The sequence below is a fragment of the Pseudomonas sp. BF-R-24 genome, assembly GCF_019947335.1.
GTDB lineage: Bacteria > Pseudomonadota > Gammaproteobacteria > Pseudomonadales > Pseudomonadaceae > Aquipseudomonas > Aquipseudomonas jessenii.
Genome location: NZ_JAGYGG010000005.1, coordinates 1 through 17,455, shown reverse-complemented (window position 1 = coordinate 17,455; position 17,455 = coordinate 1). Strand labels below are relative to the sequence as shown.

At 59.5% G+C, this 17,455-nt stretch carries 15 protein-coding genes; 8 read left to right on the top strand and 7 right to left on the bottom strand.

Going from position 1 to position 17,455, the window contains the following annotated elements:
- Positions 1–197: 197 nt before the first annotated feature.
- A complete protein-coding gene (locus KGA98_RS05515; RefSeq protein ID WP_223501741.1) occupies positions 198–2,648 on the bottom strand; it encodes a glycogen/starch/alpha-glucan phosphorylase in 2,451 nt (816 codons plus the stop codon).
- Positions 2,649–2,903: 255 nt separating this feature from the next.
- Between KGA98_RS05515 and KGA98_RS05510 the strand changes: the two genes are divergently transcribed.
- On the top strand, positions 2,904–3,341 hold the full coding sequence (locus tag KGA98_RS05510) for a YkgJ family cysteine cluster protein (RefSeq protein ID WP_150811994.1): 438 nt from the start codon (positions 2,904–2,906) through the stop codon (positions 3,339–3,341).
- 220 nt (positions 3,342–3,561) lie between these two features.
- Here KGA98_RS05510 and typA read toward each other — a convergent pair whose 3' ends face one another.
- Positions 3,562–5,382, bottom strand: coding sequence for a translational GTPase TypA (gene typA, locus KGA98_RS05505; protein WP_057712399.1), 1,821 nt, complete (start codon positions 5,380–5,382; stop codon positions 3,562–3,564).
- A gap of 139 nt (positions 5,383–5,521) precedes the next feature.
- Entirely contained in the window at positions 5,522–6,976 is a 1,455-nt protein-coding gene (thiI, locus tag KGA98_RS05500) for a tRNA uracil 4-sulfurtransferase ThiI (protein ID WP_090452611.1), read from the bottom strand.
- Positions 6,977–7,304: 328 nt separating this feature from the next.
- Between thiI and glnA the strand changes: the two genes are divergently transcribed.
- The 5 genes from glnA (at position 7,305) to ntrC (ending at position 12,905) form a co-directional block, all read left to right on the top strand.
- Positions 7,305–8,711, top strand: coding sequence for a type I glutamate--ammonia ligase (gene glnA / locus KGA98_RS05495; RefSeq protein ID WP_008002929.1), 1,407 nt, complete (start codon positions 7,305–7,307; stop codon positions 8,709–8,711).
- A 297-nt stretch (positions 8,712–9,008) separates the two neighbouring features.
- Positions 9,009–9,542 (top strand): DUF4124 domain-containing protein, encoded by a 534-nt coding sequence (locus tag KGA98_RS05490; RefSeq protein WP_223501740.1) that lies wholly within the window; start codon positions 9,009–9,011, stop codon positions 9,540–9,542.
- On the top strand, positions 9,539–10,159 hold the full coding sequence (locus KGA98_RS05485; RefSeq protein WP_223501739.1) for a DUF4124 domain-containing protein: 621 nt from the start codon (positions 9,539–9,541) through the stop codon (positions 10,157–10,159). The genes KGA98_RS05490 and KGA98_RS05485 overlap by 4 nt, the downstream gene beginning before the upstream one ends.
- 227 nt (positions 10,160–10,386) lie before the next feature.
- On the top strand, positions 10,387–11,472 hold the full coding sequence (gene glnL / locus KGA98_RS05480) for a nitrogen regulation protein NR(II) (protein ID WP_057712404.1): 1,086 nt from the start codon (positions 10,387–10,389) through the stop codon (positions 11,470–11,472).
- Entirely contained in the window at positions 11,469–12,905 is a 1,437-nt protein-coding gene (gene ntrC, locus KGA98_RS05475; RefSeq protein WP_150811998.1) for a nitrogen regulation protein NR(I), read from the top strand. The genes glnL and ntrC overlap by 4 nt, the downstream gene beginning before the upstream one ends.
- Before the next feature lie 536 nt (positions 12,906–13,441).
- On the opposite strand, the gene KGA98_RS05470 is transcribed toward ntrC, so the two are convergent.
- Positions 13,442–13,882 carry a hypothetical protein gene (locus KGA98_RS05470; RefSeq protein WP_223501738.1) on the bottom strand — a complete coding sequence of 147 codons (441 nt, stop codon included), beginning with the start codon at positions 13,880–13,882 and terminating at the stop codon, positions 13,442–13,444.
- Between KGA98_RS05470 and trmL the strand changes: the two genes are divergently transcribed.
- Positions 13,881–14,336, top strand: coding sequence for a tRNA (uridine(34)/cytosine(34)/5-carboxymethylaminomethyluridine(34)-2'-O)-methyltransferase TrmL (trmL, locus tag KGA98_RS05465; protein ID WP_090452600.1), 456 nt, complete (start codon positions 13,881–13,883; stop codon positions 14,334–14,336). The two genes, KGA98_RS05470 and trmL, sit on opposite strands and share 2 nt — an antisense overlap.
- 132 nt (positions 14,337–14,468) lie before the next feature.
- On the opposite strand, the gene secB is transcribed toward trmL, so the two are convergent.
- The 3 genes from secB to KGA98_RS05450 are packed head-to-tail and all read right to left on the bottom strand — an operon-like array spanning position 14,469 to position 15,680.
- On the bottom strand, positions 14,469–14,954 hold the full coding sequence (secB, locus tag KGA98_RS05460; RefSeq protein WP_008047739.1) for a protein-export chaperone SecB: 486 nt from the start codon (positions 14,952–14,954) through the stop codon (positions 14,469–14,471).
- 56 nt (positions 14,955–15,010) lie between these two features.
- A complete protein-coding gene (grxC, locus tag KGA98_RS05455) occupies positions 15,011–15,265 on the bottom strand; it encodes a glutaredoxin 3 (RefSeq protein WP_150726523.1) in 255 nt (84 codons plus the stop codon).
- 1 nt (position 15,266) lies between these two features.
- Positions 15,267–15,680, bottom strand: a complete 414-nt coding sequence (locus tag KGA98_RS05450) for a rhodanese-like domain-containing protein (protein ID WP_008047735.1) — start codon at positions 15,678–15,680, stop codon at positions 15,267–15,269.
- 153 nt (positions 15,681–15,833) lie between these two features.
- Here KGA98_RS05450 and gpmI point away from each other — a divergent pair, with 153 nt between their 5' ends.
- Entirely contained in the window at positions 15,834–17,363 is a 1,530-nt protein-coding gene (gene gpmI, locus KGA98_RS05445) for a 2,3-bisphosphoglycerate-independent phosphoglycerate mutase (RefSeq protein ID WP_223501736.1), read from the top strand.
- Positions 17,364–17,455 lie beyond the last annotated feature (92 nt).

Below are 17,455 nucleotides of genomic sequence, written 5' to 3'. Positions count from 1 at the left end.
AGCGAGCTTGCTCGCGATGAGGCCATAACATTCAGCATTAATGTTGAATGTCAGTGCGCTATCGCGAGCAAGCTCGCTCCCACAAGGGATTGTGGTGTGTTCAGAATCTGATCAACCCTGCCGCCCGGTAATCCAGCGCCTAGTATATCGACCCAGCCCGTCAACAACCGGGTCTTGCTCGCAGTTCTGGCTGAAAACTACTCCAGTGCCTTCCAGATTTCCGTGGCGTACTCGCGAATGGTCCGGTCCGACGAGAACCAGCCCATCCGCGCCGTGTTCAATACCGCCGAGCGCCACCACTCCTTCGAATCGTGCCAATGGGCTTCGACGCGCATCTGGGCGTGCCAGTAGGAATCGAAGTCGGCGCAGACCAGGAAGCGGTCGTAGTCCACCAGCGAATCGATCAATCCGGTGTAACGGGACGGATCGTCCGGCGAGAACACCCCGCCTCGAATCGCTTGCAGCACATCGTTCAGACGATGGGACGCGGCGATATCCGGCACCGCGCTGAACTCATGATTCTGTTTGCGCGCCTCCACCTGTTGCGCGCTGAGACCGAAGATGAACATGTGCCCGTCGCCGATGCGCTCGCACATTTCCACATTGGCCCCGTCCAGGGTGCCAATAGTCAGCGCGCCGTTCAGGCCGAATTTCATGTTGCTGGTGCCAGAGGCTTCGAACCCGGCGGTGGAGATCTGCTCGGACAAATCCGCCGCCGGAATGATGCTCTCCGCCAGGCTGACGTTGTAGTTGGGCAGGAACACCACTTTGAGCAAGCCGCGCACGGTCGGGTCGTTGTTCACCACCCGGGCGATGTCGTTGGTCAGCTTGATGATCAGTTTGGCCTGGTGATAGCTCGCGGCTGCCTTGCCGGCGAAGATTTTCACCCGTGGCACCCAGTCGATTTCAGGCTCCGCTCGAATCGCCTGGTACAACGCCACGGTGTGCATCAGGTTGAGCAACTGGCGTTTGTACTCGTGGATTCGCTTGACCTGCACGTCGAACATCGCCGCCGGGTTGACCGCCACGCCCAGTCGCTCATGAATCAGGTACGCCAGGGCTTTCTTGCTGTGCAGGCGCTGCTCGGCAAACGCCTTGCGGAATGCACTTTTCTCGGCGAACGGTTCAAGGGCGAGCAAACGCTCTTCCGGGTTGTCCAGTACCGCGGAGCCCAGGGCATCGACCAGCATCGAGGTCAGTTCGGGGTTGGCCTGATACAACCAGCGGCGGAAGGTGATGCCGTTGGTTTTGTTGTTGATCCGCTCCGGGTAGAGCTTGTGCAGTTCGGAGAACACCGTTTGACGCATCAGCTGCGTATGTAGCCCGGACACACCGTTGATGCTGTGGGAACCGAGAAACGCCAGGTTGCCCATGCGCACCCGGCGACCGTTGTCTTCCTCGATCAGCGACACCGCGCGCAGTACGTCGAAGTCGTGAATGCCTTTGGCCCGCAGGGAGTCGATGTGGTGGGCGTTGATCAGGTAGATGATCTGCATGTGCCGCGGCAACATGCGTTCCATCAAGCCGACCGGCCAGGTTTCCAGCGCTTCGGGCAGCAATGTGTGGTTGGTGTAGGACAGCGTATCGACGGTGACCTGCCACGCGGCATCCCACGCCACGTCATACACGTCGACCAGTTGCCGCATCAGTTCAGCCACGGCAATCGAGGGGTGAGTGTCGTTGAGCTGGATAGAGGCGTGATCGCCCAGGGTCAGTACCGAGGTGTGCATGTTGCGATGGCGGCGCAGCAGATCCTGCAACGAGGCGGCGACGAAGAAGTACTCTTGGCGCAGGCGCAACTCCTGGCCGGCCTCGGTACTGTCCGCCGGGTACAGCACCCGGGAGATGCTTTCGGCCCGGGCCACTTCGGCCACGGCGCCCAGGTGGTCGCCGGCGTTGAAACGCTCCAGGTGCAGATCTTCCATGGCGCGGGCACGCCACAGGCGCAGCGTGTTGACGCTCGCCCCGCGCCAGCCGACCACCGGCGTGTCGTAGGCAATCGCCCGCACGGTTTCCGCCGGGGACCAGACTTGTCGGGATTTGCCGGTGTCGTCGGTCAGGGTCTCGACACTGCCGCCGAAACCGATGGTGTAAGCCACTTCCGGCCGCTCGAACTCCCACGGGTTGCCGAAATCCAGCCAGTGTTCGGTCTGCTCCTGCTGCCAGCCATCGACAATCGCCTGGCGGAACAACCCGTGCTCATAGCGGATGCCGTAGCCATGACCGGCGATGCCGAGGGTCGACATGCTTTCCAGGAAACACGCCGCCAGACGCCCGAGGCCGCCGTTGCCCAGGGCCGCATCGGGCTCCAGCATGCGGATGCGCTCAAGGTCGACGCCGAGTTCGGTCAGGGCTTCGCGGGCCACGTCGAGCAGGCCGAGATTGCTCAGGCTGTCGAACAACAGCCGACCGATGAGAAATTCCAGGGAGAGGTAATAGACGCGCTTCTGACCTTTGCGGTAGATCTGCCGCGTATGGTCCATCCAGTGCTCGACCATGTGATCCCGCGCGGCCAGGGCAATGGCTTCGAACCAGTCGTGGTCGAAGGCGTGATCCGGGTCTTTACCCACTGCATAAGTGAGTTTGGTCAAGACGGCGTCGCGGAATGCGGCCACCTCTGCTTCGCGAACAAGTGGTTCTTGAGTCATCGATAGGACCTCGAGCGAGCTTGGAGTTGTCTGAGCCTAGACGGTCTGACAGGCGGTAGAGGCTCTGGTTCGGCAGTTTTTCCTGTAAGTGCGAATCGGGTCGGCAATACATTGTCGTGTACTTGATTCAATGCAGGGGCCGTGCCGGATTAGCGGTTTATTGGCCGGCCGTGAAAAAATCTGGCGAAAGGTTGTTCAAAAATCCACCAGTCCCGGTATGATCGCGCGCCCTGATGCACACGCTGGTAACAAACGATGATGAAGCCGAACCTGATCGCTGCCGCAGAGATCGACCGCCTCGATACCTGGGCCAAGTACTCTGCCCCGATGTGCGGCTCGTGCATGTCCAGCTGCTGCACCCTGCCCGTCGAGGTCAAGATCAAGGATCTGATCCGCATCGGCGTGGTCGATGAGTTCGAGCTGGGTGATCCGCCGAAGAACATCGCCAAGCGCCTGCAAAAGGAAGGCTTGGTCGAACGCTTCAATCAGAAGTCAGGAATCTTTACCCTCCAGCGCATGAGCAACAACGATTGCCTGTACCTGGATCGTAAGAGCCGTCTGTGCACTATTTATGATAAGCGCCCGGATACTTGCCGCAATCACCCGAAAATCGGCCCGCGGCCGGGGTATTGCGCGTACAAGCCCAAGGAAGTGGAGCGCGTGCAGAATTCTCGGTCGATTGAGCGGTTCTGATATTTCCTGATTTCTGCGGCGGCTGATCCGCCGCCTTCGCGAGCAAGCCCGCTCCCACAGGGGATCTCTGATGTACACAAATCAAGTGTTCACTGAAGATCCAATGTGGGAGCGGGCTTGCTCGCGAAGAGGCCAGCACAAACACCGCATAAACCGCAGACAAACAAAAACGCCCCCGGTCTCTCGACCGGGGGCGTTTTCGTTCAGCCAGGGCTAAATCTTATGCCTTGGCTTTCTTGGCAGCGCGGGTACGCTCGCTTTCGTCCAGGATCTTCTTGCGAAGACGGATGGACTTAGGAGTTACTTCACACAGCTCGTCGTCCTGGATGAATTCCAGAGCCTGTTCCAGGGTGAAGCGAACAGGTGGAACCAGAGCGATGGTTTCGTCTTTACCCGAAGCACGCATGTTGTCGAGCTTCTTGCCCTTGGTAGGGTTAACGCCCAGGTCGTTGTCACGGCTGTTCAGACCAACGATCTGACCGTTGTAGATTTCCTGACCGTGTTCTACGAACAGCTTGCCACGCGCCTGCAGGGTTTCCAGGGAGTAGGTCAGAGCCTTGCCGGTTTCAACCGAAACCAGAACGCCGTTCTGACGGCCGGACATGTCGCCGGACTTCATCACGTCGTAACGGTCGAAGATCGAGGTCAGGATGCCAGCACCGTTGGTCAGGGTCAGGAACTGGTTACGGAAACCGATCAGACCGCGAGCAGGGATGTTGTATTCCAGACGTACACGGCCCTTGCCATCCGGCACCATGTTGGTCAGGTCGCCCTTACGCAGGCCCATCTCTTCCATCACCTTGCCCTGGGATTCTTCCGGCAGGTCGATGGTGACGTTTTCGAACGGTTCGTGCTTCACGCCGTCAACCAGACGGATGATCACTTCCGGACGGCCTACAGCCATTTCGAAGCCTTCGCGACGCATGGTTTCGATCAGTACCGAGAGGTGCAGTTCGCCACGGCCGGAAACCTTGAACTTGTCAGCCGAGTCGCCTTCTTCAACGCGCAGTGCAACGTTGTACAGCAGCTCTTTGTCCAGACGTTCCTTGATGTTACGGGAAGTCACGAACTTGCCTTCTTTACCGCAGAATGGCGAGTCGTTTACCTGGAAGGTCATGGAAACGGTTGGCTCGTCGACGGTCAGCGGCTTCATCGCTTCGACCGTGTCCGGGTGGCACAGGGTGTCGGAGATGAACAGCGAGTCCATACCGCTGATGCACACGATATCGCCTGCTGCAGCCTCTTCAACGTCGATGCGGTGCAGACCGTGGTGACCCATCAGCTTCAGGATACGACCGTTACGCTTCTTGCCGTCGGCGCCGATAGCCACAACCGGGGTGTTCGGCTTGACGCGACCACGAGCGATACGGCCAACACCGATAACACCCAGGAAGCTGTTGTAGTCCAGTGCGGAGATCTGCATCTGGAACGGACCTTCACGGTCAACAGCCGGCGCCGGTACGTTGTCGACGATCGACTGGTACAGCGGGGTCATGTCTTCAGCCATTTCGGTGTGGTCCAGACCGGCAATACCGTTCAGGGCCGAGGCGTAGACGACTTTGAAGTCCAGCTGTTCTTCGGTGGCACCCAGGTTGTCGAACAGGTCGAAGATCTGGTCCAGAACCCAGTCCGGACGCGCGCCTGGACGGTCAACCTTGTTGATGCACACGATCGGACGCAGGCCGGCTTCGAAAGCCTTCTTGGTCACGAAACGGGTTTGCGGCATAGGGCCGTCTTGAGCGTCAACCAGCAGCAGAACGGAGTCGACCATCGACATTACGCGTTCAACTTCGCCGCCGAAGTCGGCGTGGCCCGGGGTGTCCACGATGTTGATGTGGTAGCCGTTCCAGTTGATGGCGGTGTTTTTCGCCAGAATGGTAATACCGCGCTCTTTTTCCTGGTCGTTGGAGTCCATCACGCGCTCGTCGTTGAGCTCGTTGCGCTCCAGGGTGCCGGATTGACGCAGGAGTTTGTCTACCAGGGTGGTCTTACCATGGTCAACGTGGGCAATGATGGCGATGTTGCGTAGATTTTCGATCACTTGTGTATCTCGATCAGAGGATTCGGTGTGCTGACAAGTCTTGGCAGCGATTAACAGTAGCGTCCGTGAAAGCCGTTACAGCTTGACGGTGGCATCGGGGGGCCGGTGACGCAGGCCACAGGCAAACAGCCCCGGGCACTTAGCTCGGTCGATAAACGCGCACATTGGCATGCCCCTCACTGAGCAAATGGTGGGCATGCAGGCGACTCATCACGCCTTTGTCGCAATACAGCAGGTACTGGCGAGTAGGGTCCAGTTCCTTGAAACGAGCGTTCACTGCATAAAACGGCATCGTTTGTACCTCGATGCCAGCGAGGTCCAGCGGGTCGTCTTCAGCGGCATCCGGATGACGGATGTCGATGACGATCTGACCGGCCAGCGCTTCGCTGACTTCTTCAATCTGCAAGTCCTGGCCCAGTTCATCGATCACGCGATCGATCGGCACCAGCTTGGCGTTTTCGAGCGCACGCTCGAGTACCGCCATATCGAATTCTTTCTCTTCATGCTCGACGCGATAGCGCTTGGCCGCGGTCTTCGGATTGACCGAGATGACGCCGCAGTATTCCGGCATGTGCCGGGCGAAATCGGCGGTGCCGATTTCGATTGCCGTGTCGATAATGTCCTGCTTGTGACTGGCGATCAGCGGGCGCAGTACCAGCTTTTCGGTCACGCAGTCGATCACTGACAGGTTCGGCAGCGTCTGGCTCGACACCTGGGAGATCGCCTCACCGGTGACCAGTGCGTCGATGTGCAGTCGATCGGCAATTTGGGAGGAAGCGCGCAACATCATACGCTTCAATACTACGCCCATATGACTGTTATCGACTTTGCCGAGAATTTCGCCCAGCACTTCTTCGAACGGCACACTGACAAATAGCACGCGCTGGGAGCTGCCGTACTTCTTCCAGATGAAATGCGCGACTTCCATGACGCCCAGTTCGTGGGCACGTCCGCCCAGATTGAAGAAGCAAAAATGCGCCATCAGGCCGCGGCGCATGATCTGGTAGGCCGCCACGGTGGAGTCGAAGCCACCGGACATCAGCACCAGGGTCTGCTCCAGCGCGCCCAGCGGATATCCGCCGATGCCGTTGTGCTGGCTGTGGATCACGAACAACCGTTGGTCGCGAACCTCGATCCGGACTTCGATTTCCGGCGCTTTCAGGTCGATTCCGGCGGCGCCGCACTCGCGACGCAGCTTGCTGCCGACGTATTTTTCGACGTCCATCGAGCTGAACGTGTGCTTGCCTGCACGCTTGCAGCGCACCGAGAAAATTTTCCCGGCCAGCGCATCGCCGTAGTGCTGCCTGCACTTTTCGGTGATGTCGTCGAAGTCGCCCAGCGGGTACTCGTCGATCTGCAGAAAGTGCGCGATGCCCGGCATGCAGGTCAGGCGCTCACCCATCTCTTTCAAGGCTTTCGGGTCGGTAACACGGGTTTCCAGCTCGAGATTGTCCCACACGCCGTTCACCACCACGACCGGGTCCAGATCACGGAGCACGGCGCGGATGTTTTTGGCCAACTGGCGGATAAATTTCGTCCGGACAGGTCGACTCTTGATGGTGATCTCGGGGAAGACTTTTACGATTAATTTCATGGAAACAGCGCGCGCATGGCCTGCCGAAAAAGGGGGGCGCGGATTATAGCGGAAATTGCTCAAGGTTTAACCAGTTAATGTGCAGAAGGTTTCGCACGCACCAAAACAGGTCATTTATTGGATATGACGCCACATTACAGGGCGAGCTTTTCTGCTTTAAAGGGCAAAACGCCCTCTCAAGCGTGATTTTGGGGCAAAAAATCCATGCTGGGGCACTGGCATGCAATTTGCTCCCTTGTGAGGCAGGTTGCCTTGGCAGAGTATTCGCGCCGGCATCACAAACATTTAAGGGCATCCACTACCAGCCCTAATACACCCGGAGGACACTATGTCGAAGTCGGTTCAACTCATCAAAGATCATGACGTCAAGTGGATTGATCTGCGCTTCACGGACACCAAAGGCACTCAGCACCACGTGACCATGCCGGCTCGCGATGCGCTGGATGACGACTTCTTCGAAGTCGGCAAAATGTTCGACGGCTCCTCCATCGCCGGCTGGAAAGGCATCGAAGCCTCCGACATGATCCTGATGCCGGACGACTCCACCGCTGTTCTGGATCCGTTCACCGAAGAGCCGACCCTGATCCTGGTCTGCGACATCATCGAGCCTTCGAGCATGCAAGGCTACGACCGCGACCCACGTGCGATCGCCAAGCGCGCCGAAGAGCACCTGAAAGCCACCGCTATCGGTGACACCGTATACGCAGGTCCTGAGCCAGAGTTCTTCATCTTTGACCAGGTGAAGTTCAAGTCCGACATTTCCGGTTCCATGTTCAAGATCTACTCCGAACAAGGTTCGTGGATGTCCGACCAGGACATCGAAGGCGGCAACAAAGGCCACCGTCCAGGCGTCAAAGGCGGCTATTTCCCGGTTCCGCCGTTCGACCACGACCACGAAATCCGTACCTCCATGTGCAACGCACTGGAAGAAATGGGCCTGACCGTCGAAGTTCACCACCACGAAGTGGCGACTGCCGGCCAGAACGAAATCGGCGTCAAGTTCAACACCCTGGTGAAGAAAGCCGACGAAACCCAAACCCTGAAGTACGTCGTGCACAACGTTGCCGATGCCTACGGCCGCACCGCGACCTTCATGCCTAAGCCTCTGTACGGCGACAACGGCTCGGGTATGCACGTACACATGTCCATCTGGAAAGATGGCAAGAACACCTTCGCTGGCGAAGGCTATGCCGGCCTGTCCGACACCGCCCTGTACTTCATCGGCGGCATCATCAAGCACGGTAAGGCCCTGAACGGCTTCACCAACCCGGCGACCAACTCCTACAAGCGTCTGGTTCCAGGCTTCGAAGCTCCAGTGATGCTGGCCTACTCGGCTCGCAACCGTTCCGCTTCGATCCGTATTCCTTACGTGTCGAGCCCGAAAGCCCGCCGTATCGAAGCACGCTTCCCGGATCCGGCTGCCAACCCGTACCTGTGCTTCGCCGCACTGTTGATGGCTGGCCTGGACGGCATCCAGAATAAGATCCACCCTGGCGACGCCGCTGACAAAAACCTGTACGACCTGCCGCCTGAAGAGGCCAAAGAGATCCCACAAGTTTGCGGCAGCCTGAAAGAAGCCCTGGAAGAGCTGGACAAAGGTCGTGCGTTCCTGACCAAAGGCGGCGTTTTCAGCGACGACTTCATCGACGCTTACATCGCCCTGAAAAGCGAAGAAGAAATCAAGGTACGTACCTTCGTACACCCACTGGAATACGAGCTGTACTACAGCTGCTGATCCGGTAGCGCCGCTGCACGCGGCGTGACAAAAAGAGGCCTCCTTCGGGAGGCCTTTTTATTGCCTGCGATTCAATGGCCGACAAAGTACCCTGTGGGAGCGGGCTTGCTCGCGAAAGCAATCTGTCTGACACATTGATCTTGAATGTACTGGCGCCTTCGCGAGCAAGCCAGCTCCCACAGGGGATCTGGGTTGTCGGACTTCCTTCGCAAACCATGCCCGAATGTGTCGTAGCTTGGGATAACCACCCAGCCTGGCCTATGCTGCAACCCAACGCTTTCGTTTCCGGTCGATTCCATGGGTCGTGGTTTTCTCTTCATCCTGCTGCTGGTTGTTCTGCCCGCCACGGCGCAGATCTACAAGTACACGGACGCCAACGGCGCCACCGCGTACAGCAATCAACCGCCTGATGGCATCAGCGCCCAACCGGTCGACTTACCGCCCCTCAACAGCGTCGAACGCCAGCCTTCCGGCGAAGCCGCACCTGCTGCTGAAGCCGAAGCCGAAGCCGAAGCCGCTCACAATGAACTCCCCCACAAAACCTATGAAGTGCTGGAGCTGACAGGCCTGCCCAGCACCGAAGCCCTGCGCGCCAACAACGGCACGTTCACCGTAACAGTACTGATCACACCCCGCCTGCAAGGCCCCCACCTGTTACGCCTGCTGCTGGACAGCCAGCCCTACGGCCAGCCAGGCAACGTGCCGACCCTGCAACTGGTGAACATCGATCGCGGCGAACACCGCCTCGCCGTGCAAGTGATCGATGGCGAAAACGTTGTGCAGCAGAGCCCTGCGGTGACATTCACCGTACAGCGGGTGCACAAACCTTGAAGGCCTGGCTACTGATCGCCTGCCTGTTCGCCCAGCCCGCCTCGGCAGAGGTCTTCATGTATGTCGATGTTCAGGGCAACCGGGTTTTCACCGACCAGCCAAAACCCGGCGACGCCCGGCGTGTACCGCTGACAAAGAGCAATCGAATAGCGGCCAACCCCACCAGCGCAGCACCGTTGATCGCCGAAAGCAGTCCTGAAGTACAGGCGCTGTTCCACTATGAGGTGCTGCGTATCCTGATCCCGGAACCCGACGCAACCATCCGCAGCAACACTGGCGAAGTCATTGTCAGCGCCACCAACGAACCGGCCCTGCAACCCGGTCACCACTACCGGTTGCTGCTCGACGGCCAGCCCACCGCCGAACCCGGCCTGAGCCCGGTGTTCCCGCTGAGCAACATCGATCGCGGCAGCCATACCCTGTCCGTGGAAATCCTCGACGAACAGGGGCGCATCGTCGAACGCACCGCCAACCAACCTTTCCACATGCAGCGCACGTCTCTCGCCCAGAAGCGCAGGATCAAACCCTGCACTCTCGAAGACTACGGCCAGCGGCCGGAATGCCCGCTCAGCGACAGACCAGGCGAAGAAAAAAATCCTTTCTTGAGACTTTTTTAACCTCGTCCAGGCTTACGCACTATATTGGTGCAATTGTTTGCGCCGTACTCACGCTCCAACCCATTTTGGTTCGAAAGTACCCGCAATAGCTGGCAGAACGCCACGTAAACGAGCGTCAAACGCCTGTTTCAGGCGCTGAACGCTTCTTTTCGGAGCCTTGGTTTGGTTTTTGCATTTTGCCCGTATCAGCATTTTTTTACGCACGCTCTGCCCTAAAAGAGGTCCCGATGACCATTAGCGACGCACTCCACCGTTTGCTACTCGACAACCTCACCACTGCCACCATCCTGCTCGACGCCGAACTGCGCCTCGAGTACATGAACCCGGCGGCGGAGATGCTGCTGGCCATCAGCGGTCAGCGCAGCCATGGGCAGTTCATCAGTGAGTTGTTTACCGAATCGACCGAAGCGCTGAACTCGTTGCGCCAGGCCGTCGAACAGGCGCACCCGTTCACCAAGCGCGAAGCCATGCTCACCGCCCTCACCGGCCAGACCCTGACCGTCGACTACGCGGTAACACCGATTCTGAGCAACGGCGACACGATGCTGCTGCTCGAAGTCCACCCCCGTGACCGCCTGCTGCGGATCACCAAGGAAGAAGCACAGCTGTCGAAACAGGAAACCAGCAAGATGCTGGTGCGCGGCCTTGCCCATGAAATCAAGAACCCCTTGGGCGGGATTCGCGGCGCGGCACAATTGCTGGCCCGGGAACTGCCGGAAGAGAGCCTGCGCGACTACACCAACGTCATCATCGAAGAAGCCGACCGTCTGCGTAATCTGGTGGATCGCATGCTCGGCTCCAACAAGCTGCCGTCGCTGGCCATGTGCAATGTCCATGAAGTGCTTGAGCGTGTCTGCCATCTGGTGGAGGCTGAAAGCCAGGGCTGCATCACCTTGGTGCGCGACTACGATCCAAGCATCCCCGACGTCCTGATCGATCGCGAACAAATGATTCAGGCCGTGCTGAACATCGTGCGCAATGCGATGCAGGCCATCAGCAGCCAGAACGAACTGCGCCTGGGGCGTATCAGCCTGCGCACCCGCGCCATGCGCCAGTTCACCATCGGCCACGTGCGCCATCGTCTGGTGACCAAGATCGAAATCATCGACAACGGTCCGGGCATCCCGGCAGAACTTCAGGAAACCATTTTCTTCCCCATGGTCAGCGGTCGCCCGGACGGTACCGGGCTGGGCCTGGCCATTACCCAGAACATCATCAGCCAGCACCAGGGCCTGATCGAATGTGACAGCCACCCCGGCCACACCACCTTCTCGATCTTTCTGCCACTGGAACAAGGAGCCACATCGACATGAGCCGTAGTGAAACCGTGTGGATCGTCGATGACGACCGTTCTATCCGTTGGGTCCTGGAAAAAGCCTTGCAACAGGAAGGCATGACCACGCAAAGCTTCGACAGCGCCGATGGCGTGATGAGCCGTCTGGCGCGCCAGCAGCCGGACGTGATCATTTCCGACATCCGCATGCCCGGCGCCAGCGGTCTGGAGCTTCTGGCGCGGATTCGCGAACAGCACCCGCGGCTGCCAGTGATCATCATGACCGCGCACTCCGATCTGGACAGCGCTGTCGCGTCCTATCAGGGCGGCGCCTTCGAGTACCTGCCCAAGCCGTTCGACGTTGATGAAGCGGTTTCCCTGGTCAAGCGCGCCAACCAGCACGCTCAGGAACAACAAGGCCTGGAAGTTGCCCCGACCCTGACCCGCACCCCGGAAATCATCGGCGAAGCGCCGGCGATGCAGGAAGTGTTTCGCGCCATCGGACGCTTGAGCCACTCCAACATCACCGTGCTGATCAATGGTGAATCGGGTACCGGTAAAGAACTGGTGGCCCACGCGCTGCATCGCCACAGCCCGCGGGCAGCGTCGCCGTTCATTGCGCTGAACATGGCGGCGATCCCCAAAGACCTGATGGAATCCGAACTGTTCGGCCACGAGAAAGGCGCGTTCACGGGCGCGGCCAACCTGCGTCGCGGGCGTTTCGAGCAAGCCGACGGCGGTACGCTGTTCCTCGACGAAATCGGTGACATGCCCGCTGACACCCAGACCCGCTTGCTACGGGTACTGGCCGACGGCGAGTTCTACCGCGTCGGCGGTCATGTGCCGGTGAAGGTCGATGTGCGCATCATCGCCGCGACTCACCAGAATCTGGAAACCCTGGTGCATGCCGGGAAATTCCGTGAGGACTTGTTCCATCGCCTCAACGTGATCCGCATCCATATCCCGCGCCTGTCGGATCGCCGCGAAGATATCCCGACCCTGGCCAAGCACTTCCTCGGCCGCGCTGCCCAGGAACTGGCAGTCGAACCGAAGCTGCTGAAAAGCGAAACCGAGGAATACCTGAAGAACTTGCCGTGGCCCGGCAACGTGCGTCAGCTGGAGAACACCTGCCGCTGGATCACGGTGATGGCTTCGGGTCGCGAAGTGCACATCGGCGACCTGCCGCCGGAGCTGCTGAGCCTGCCTCAGGACTCGGCGCCCGTGACCAACTGGGAACAGGCCCTGCGCCAGTGGGCCGACCAGGCGCTGGCCCGTGGTCAGTCAAGCCTGCTCGACAGCGCCGTACCGGCCTTCGAGCGGATCATGATCGAGACCGCCCTCAAGCATACCGCTGGTCGCCGCCGCGATGCCGCCGTCTTGCTGGGTTGGGGACGCAACACCCTGACTCGCAAGATCAAGGAATTGGGGATGAAGGTTGATGGCGGGGATGAAGATGAGGGGGATGAGGGCTAAGTAATCACTGAGCACACGATCCTGTGGGAGCGGGCTTGCTCGCGAATACGATGTGTCAGTCGACTTCAATTTTGACTGATACACCGCTTTCGCGAGCAAGCCCGCTCCCACATTTAAAGCCCAGCGCACCGCCAGAAGGCACCGTGAACCGCTATCGCGCACAGTAACCGATCCGAAACCCTGCCTGCATTCACAATCGAACCCCTATCGAAAAAACACGAAAGCCCCGGATTACGGGGCTTTCGGCGTTTTGAGGCGTTATTTTGTTGCGCATTGTTAAAACCTGGCACGCCCCCTGCAATAACCCTTTCAAGTGAATCAGTTCACCTACCCGGTTTCGGGGACCTTGGTACAGGCAGGCCGGGGATTCCCCTCTTTACATCGGGCTCACACCGCACCCGCGACGAGCCCAGCCGTTTTGGGGCCCTTGATACAGGCAGGTCAGGGGTTCCTTCTTTACACCAGGCTCACACCGCACTCGCGACGAGCCTCCCGTTTCGGGAACCTTGGTACAGGCAGGCCGGGGATTCCCTCTTTTATTGCTCCCGGAGATGGATCTCCAGCCGCCAGCGGTCATCAACCTCGCTACCGGTCCATTCGCCCCGCAGGGGCCGCGCCGCTACCAGTGTCAGCAACAACCCCCCATCGCTCAAACGTACCCGCCAGTTCACGTCCTTGCCGCCGAGCTTGAGCTGACCTTTCTGCGCCTTGCCCTCGGCGCCAAACAGCAGCGCGACACTGCCGTCCACAATTTCGCCGTGGGTCTTGGGTTCATTGTTGAACCACACCACCAGCCCGTCGTTCGTCACTTCCACCTGCTGCAACTGACTGGGGTCTGGCGTGGTCAGGCGACCGATCATCATCCCGACCATCACCCCGACAATCGCCAGCGAGCCCATTACCCGCAGGAATAGTTTCGAACGCACGCCTTCTGGCGGCGTAGAATGCGCGTCATCTTTGCCTTCGGAGCCGTGCATGTTTCACGTCATCCTTTTCCAACCAGAAATTCCGCCGAATACCGGCAACGTTATCAGGCTGTGCGCCAACAGTGGCTGCCACCTGCATTTGATCGAACCGCTGGGCTTCGAGATGGACGACAAGCGCCTGCGCCGGGCCGGCCTCGATTACCACGAGTATGCCACCCTGCAACGCCACGCGGACCTTGCCAGCTGCCTGGAAAGCCTCGGCCATCCACGACTGTTCGCCTTCACCACCAAGGGTTCGCGGCCGTTCCACGATGCCAGCTTCGCCCCGGGCGACGCATTCCTGTTCGGCCCGGAAAGCCGTGGCTTGCCCGCCGAAGTGCTGGATGCCCTGCCCGGCGAGCAACGCCTGCGCCTGCCGATGCGCGAGGGCTGCCGCAGCCTGAATCTGTCCAATACCGTGGCGGTGGCCGTTTACGAAGCGTGGCGCCAGAACGACTTTAAATAGCACCGCATAGCAAATGTGGGAGCGGGCTTGCTCGCGAAGGGGTCATCAGCTTCAACAAGAATGTTGACTGAAAAACCGCTTTCGCGAGCAAGCCCGCTCCCACATTGGACTTGCTTCGACGCTCAGAAAGGCTTACTGAACGGTCGGAGTCTCGCCAGCAGCCTGCATGCGTTGCAGCTCTTGCGCATACAGCGCATCGAAGTTCACCGGAGCCAGCATCAGTGCCGGGAACGAACCGCGGGTCACCAGGCTATCCAGGGTTTCGCGAGCGTACGGGAACAGGATGTTCGGGCAGAACGCACCCAGGGTGTGGCTCATCGAAGCGTCATCCAGGTTCTTGATCAGGAAGATCCCGGCCTGTTGCACTTCAGCGATGAACGCCACTTCGTCACCGTTTTTCACGGTAACCGACAGGGTCAGCACGACTTCGTGGAAGTCGGCTTCCAGTGTCTTCTGACGGGTGTTCAGATCCAGACCGACGCTCGGCTCCCACTGCTGGCGGAAGATCGCCGGGCTTTTCGGAGCTTCGAAGGACAGGTCACGCACGTAAATGCGCTGCAAGGAGAATTGCGGTGCAGTTTCTTCTTCGTTCGCAGCAGTGTTCTGTTGGTCAGTCATCGCAGATCCTTCTTGATCCAGGGTTCTTTTAGGTTTGCTTGTTTGGGGTATTGCCGTCAGGCCCTGAGCAGCGCGTCGAGCTTGCCGGCGCGGTCCAGGGCGAACAGATCATCACAACCGCCCACATGGGTGCTGCCGATCCAGATTTGCGGCACGGACGTACGCCCGGCCTTCTGGGCCATCGCAGCGCGCACCTGCGGCTTGCCATCGACCTTGATCTCTTCGAAGGCCACACCTTTGTTCTCGAGCAGGTACTTGGCTCGCGAGCAGTAAGGGCAGTAATCGCTGGAATAGACGACGACGCTACTCATATCACTTCACCAACGGCAGATTGTCGGCTTTCCAGCTGGAGATACCGCCGGACAGCTTGGCGGCGGTAAAGCCGGATTTCATCAATTCGCGGGCGTGGGTGCCGGCGGTCTGGCCCATGGCATCGACCAGGATGATGGTCTTGGCCTTGTGCTTTTCCAGCTCACCTACACGAGCGGTCAGTTTGTCCTGAGGGATGTTCAGCGCGCCGACAATGTGACCGGCGGCGAAATCCTTGGTTGGACGAATGTCGATCACTACGCCTGCGTCCTTGTTGACCAGCCCGGTCAGTTCGCCGGTGCTCAGGCTACGGCCGCCGCCCTGCATTTGATAGGCAATCAGCAACGCCAGCAGTACGACGAAGATACCGACGAGAATGTAGTGGTTAGTGGCGAATTGAATCAGGTTAGCAACCATCGAAGGAGGTTCCAGGGCGTTAAAATGTCGGCCAGTATACACAGCCACTATGGTGGGCCAAACCCCGTCCGGCGGTGACGCGGCCGGAACTTCGCTTTAAACTGCGACTCCCTTTTTCCATTACCCCTTTTACCTCAGCCACGAGTGGATTCCATGACTACCACGCCTAAACCTTTGGTCCTGATGATTCTCGACGGCTTCGGTCACAGTGACAGCCCTGAATCCAACGCTATCTTCGCCGCGAAGAAGCCCGTACTGGACCGCTTGTGGGCCACCGTGCCGAACGGCCTGATCTCGGGCAGCGGCATGGACGTCGGCCTGCCGGACGGCCAGATGGGCAACTCCGAAGTCGGCCACATGAACCTGGGCGCCGGCCGCGTGGTGTATCAGGACTTCACTCGCGTCACCAAATCGATCCGCGACGGCGAGTTCTTCGAGAATCCGACCATCTGCGCTGCCGTGGACAAAGCGGTCGCCGCCGGCAAAGCCGTGCACTTCATGGGCCTGCTGTCCGATGGCGGCGTACACAGCCACCAGGATCACCTGGTTGCCATGGCCGAACTGGCCTTCAAGCGCGGCGCTCAAAACATCTACCTGCACGCTTTCCTCGACGGCCGCGATACTCCGCCGAAAAGCGCGCAGTCGTCGATCGAACTGCTCGACGCGACCTTCCAGGCCCTGGGCAAAGGCCGGATCGCCAGCATCATCGGCCGCTACTACGCCATGGACCGCGACAACCGTTGGGACCGCGTGTCCCAGGCCTACAACCTGATTGTCGATGGCCTGGGTGAATTCAATGCCGCCACCGCTCAGGAAGGCCTGCAGGCGGCATACGAGCGTGGCGAGAGCGACGAATTCGTCAAGGCCACCTCCATCGGTGAGCCGGTAAAAGTCGAAGACGGCGATGCCGTGGTGTTCATGAACTTCCGCGCCGACCGTGCCCGCGAGCTGACCCGCGTGTTCGTCGAAGACAACTTCAGTGAGTTCGAGCGCACCCGCCAGCCGAAACTGGCCGGTTTCGTCATGCTGACCCAATACGCCGCCAGCATTCCTGCGCCGTCGGCTTTCGCGGCCGGCAGCCTGGAAAACGTACTGGGCGACTACCTGGCGAAAAACGGCAAGACCCAGCTGCGCATCGCCGAAACCGAAAAATATGCCCACGTGACCTTCTTCTTCTCCGGCGGCCGCGAAGAACCGTTCCCGGGCGAAGAACGCATCCTGATTCCGTCGCCAAAAGTCGCCACCTATGACTTGCAGCCGGAAATGAGCGCACCGGAAGTCACCGACCGCATCGTCGACGCCATCGAAAACCAGCGTTACGACGTGATCGTGGTCAACTACGCCAACGGCGACATGGTTGGCCACAGCGGCGTGTTCGAAGCGGCGGTCAAGGCCGTTGAATGCCTGGACCTGTGCGTGGGTCGCATCGTCGATGCCCTGGAAAAAGTCGGCGGCGAAGCCTTGATCACCGCTGACCATGGCAACGTCGAGCAAATGTCCGATGAAACCACCGGCCAGGCGCACACTGCGCACACCACCGAGCCGGTACCGTTCATCTATGTCGGCAAGCGCGACCTGAAGGTGCGCGAAGGCGGCGTGCTGGCGGACGTGGCGCCGACCATGCTGAAGTTGCTGGGCCTTGAGCAGCCCAAGGAAATGACCGGGACTTCGATTCTGGTGTAACCCGCCCTATCAAGCACCTCAATACCCTGTGGGAGCGGGCTTGCTCGCGAAAGCGGTGTTTCAGTCGACATCAACGTCGCCTGACACACCGC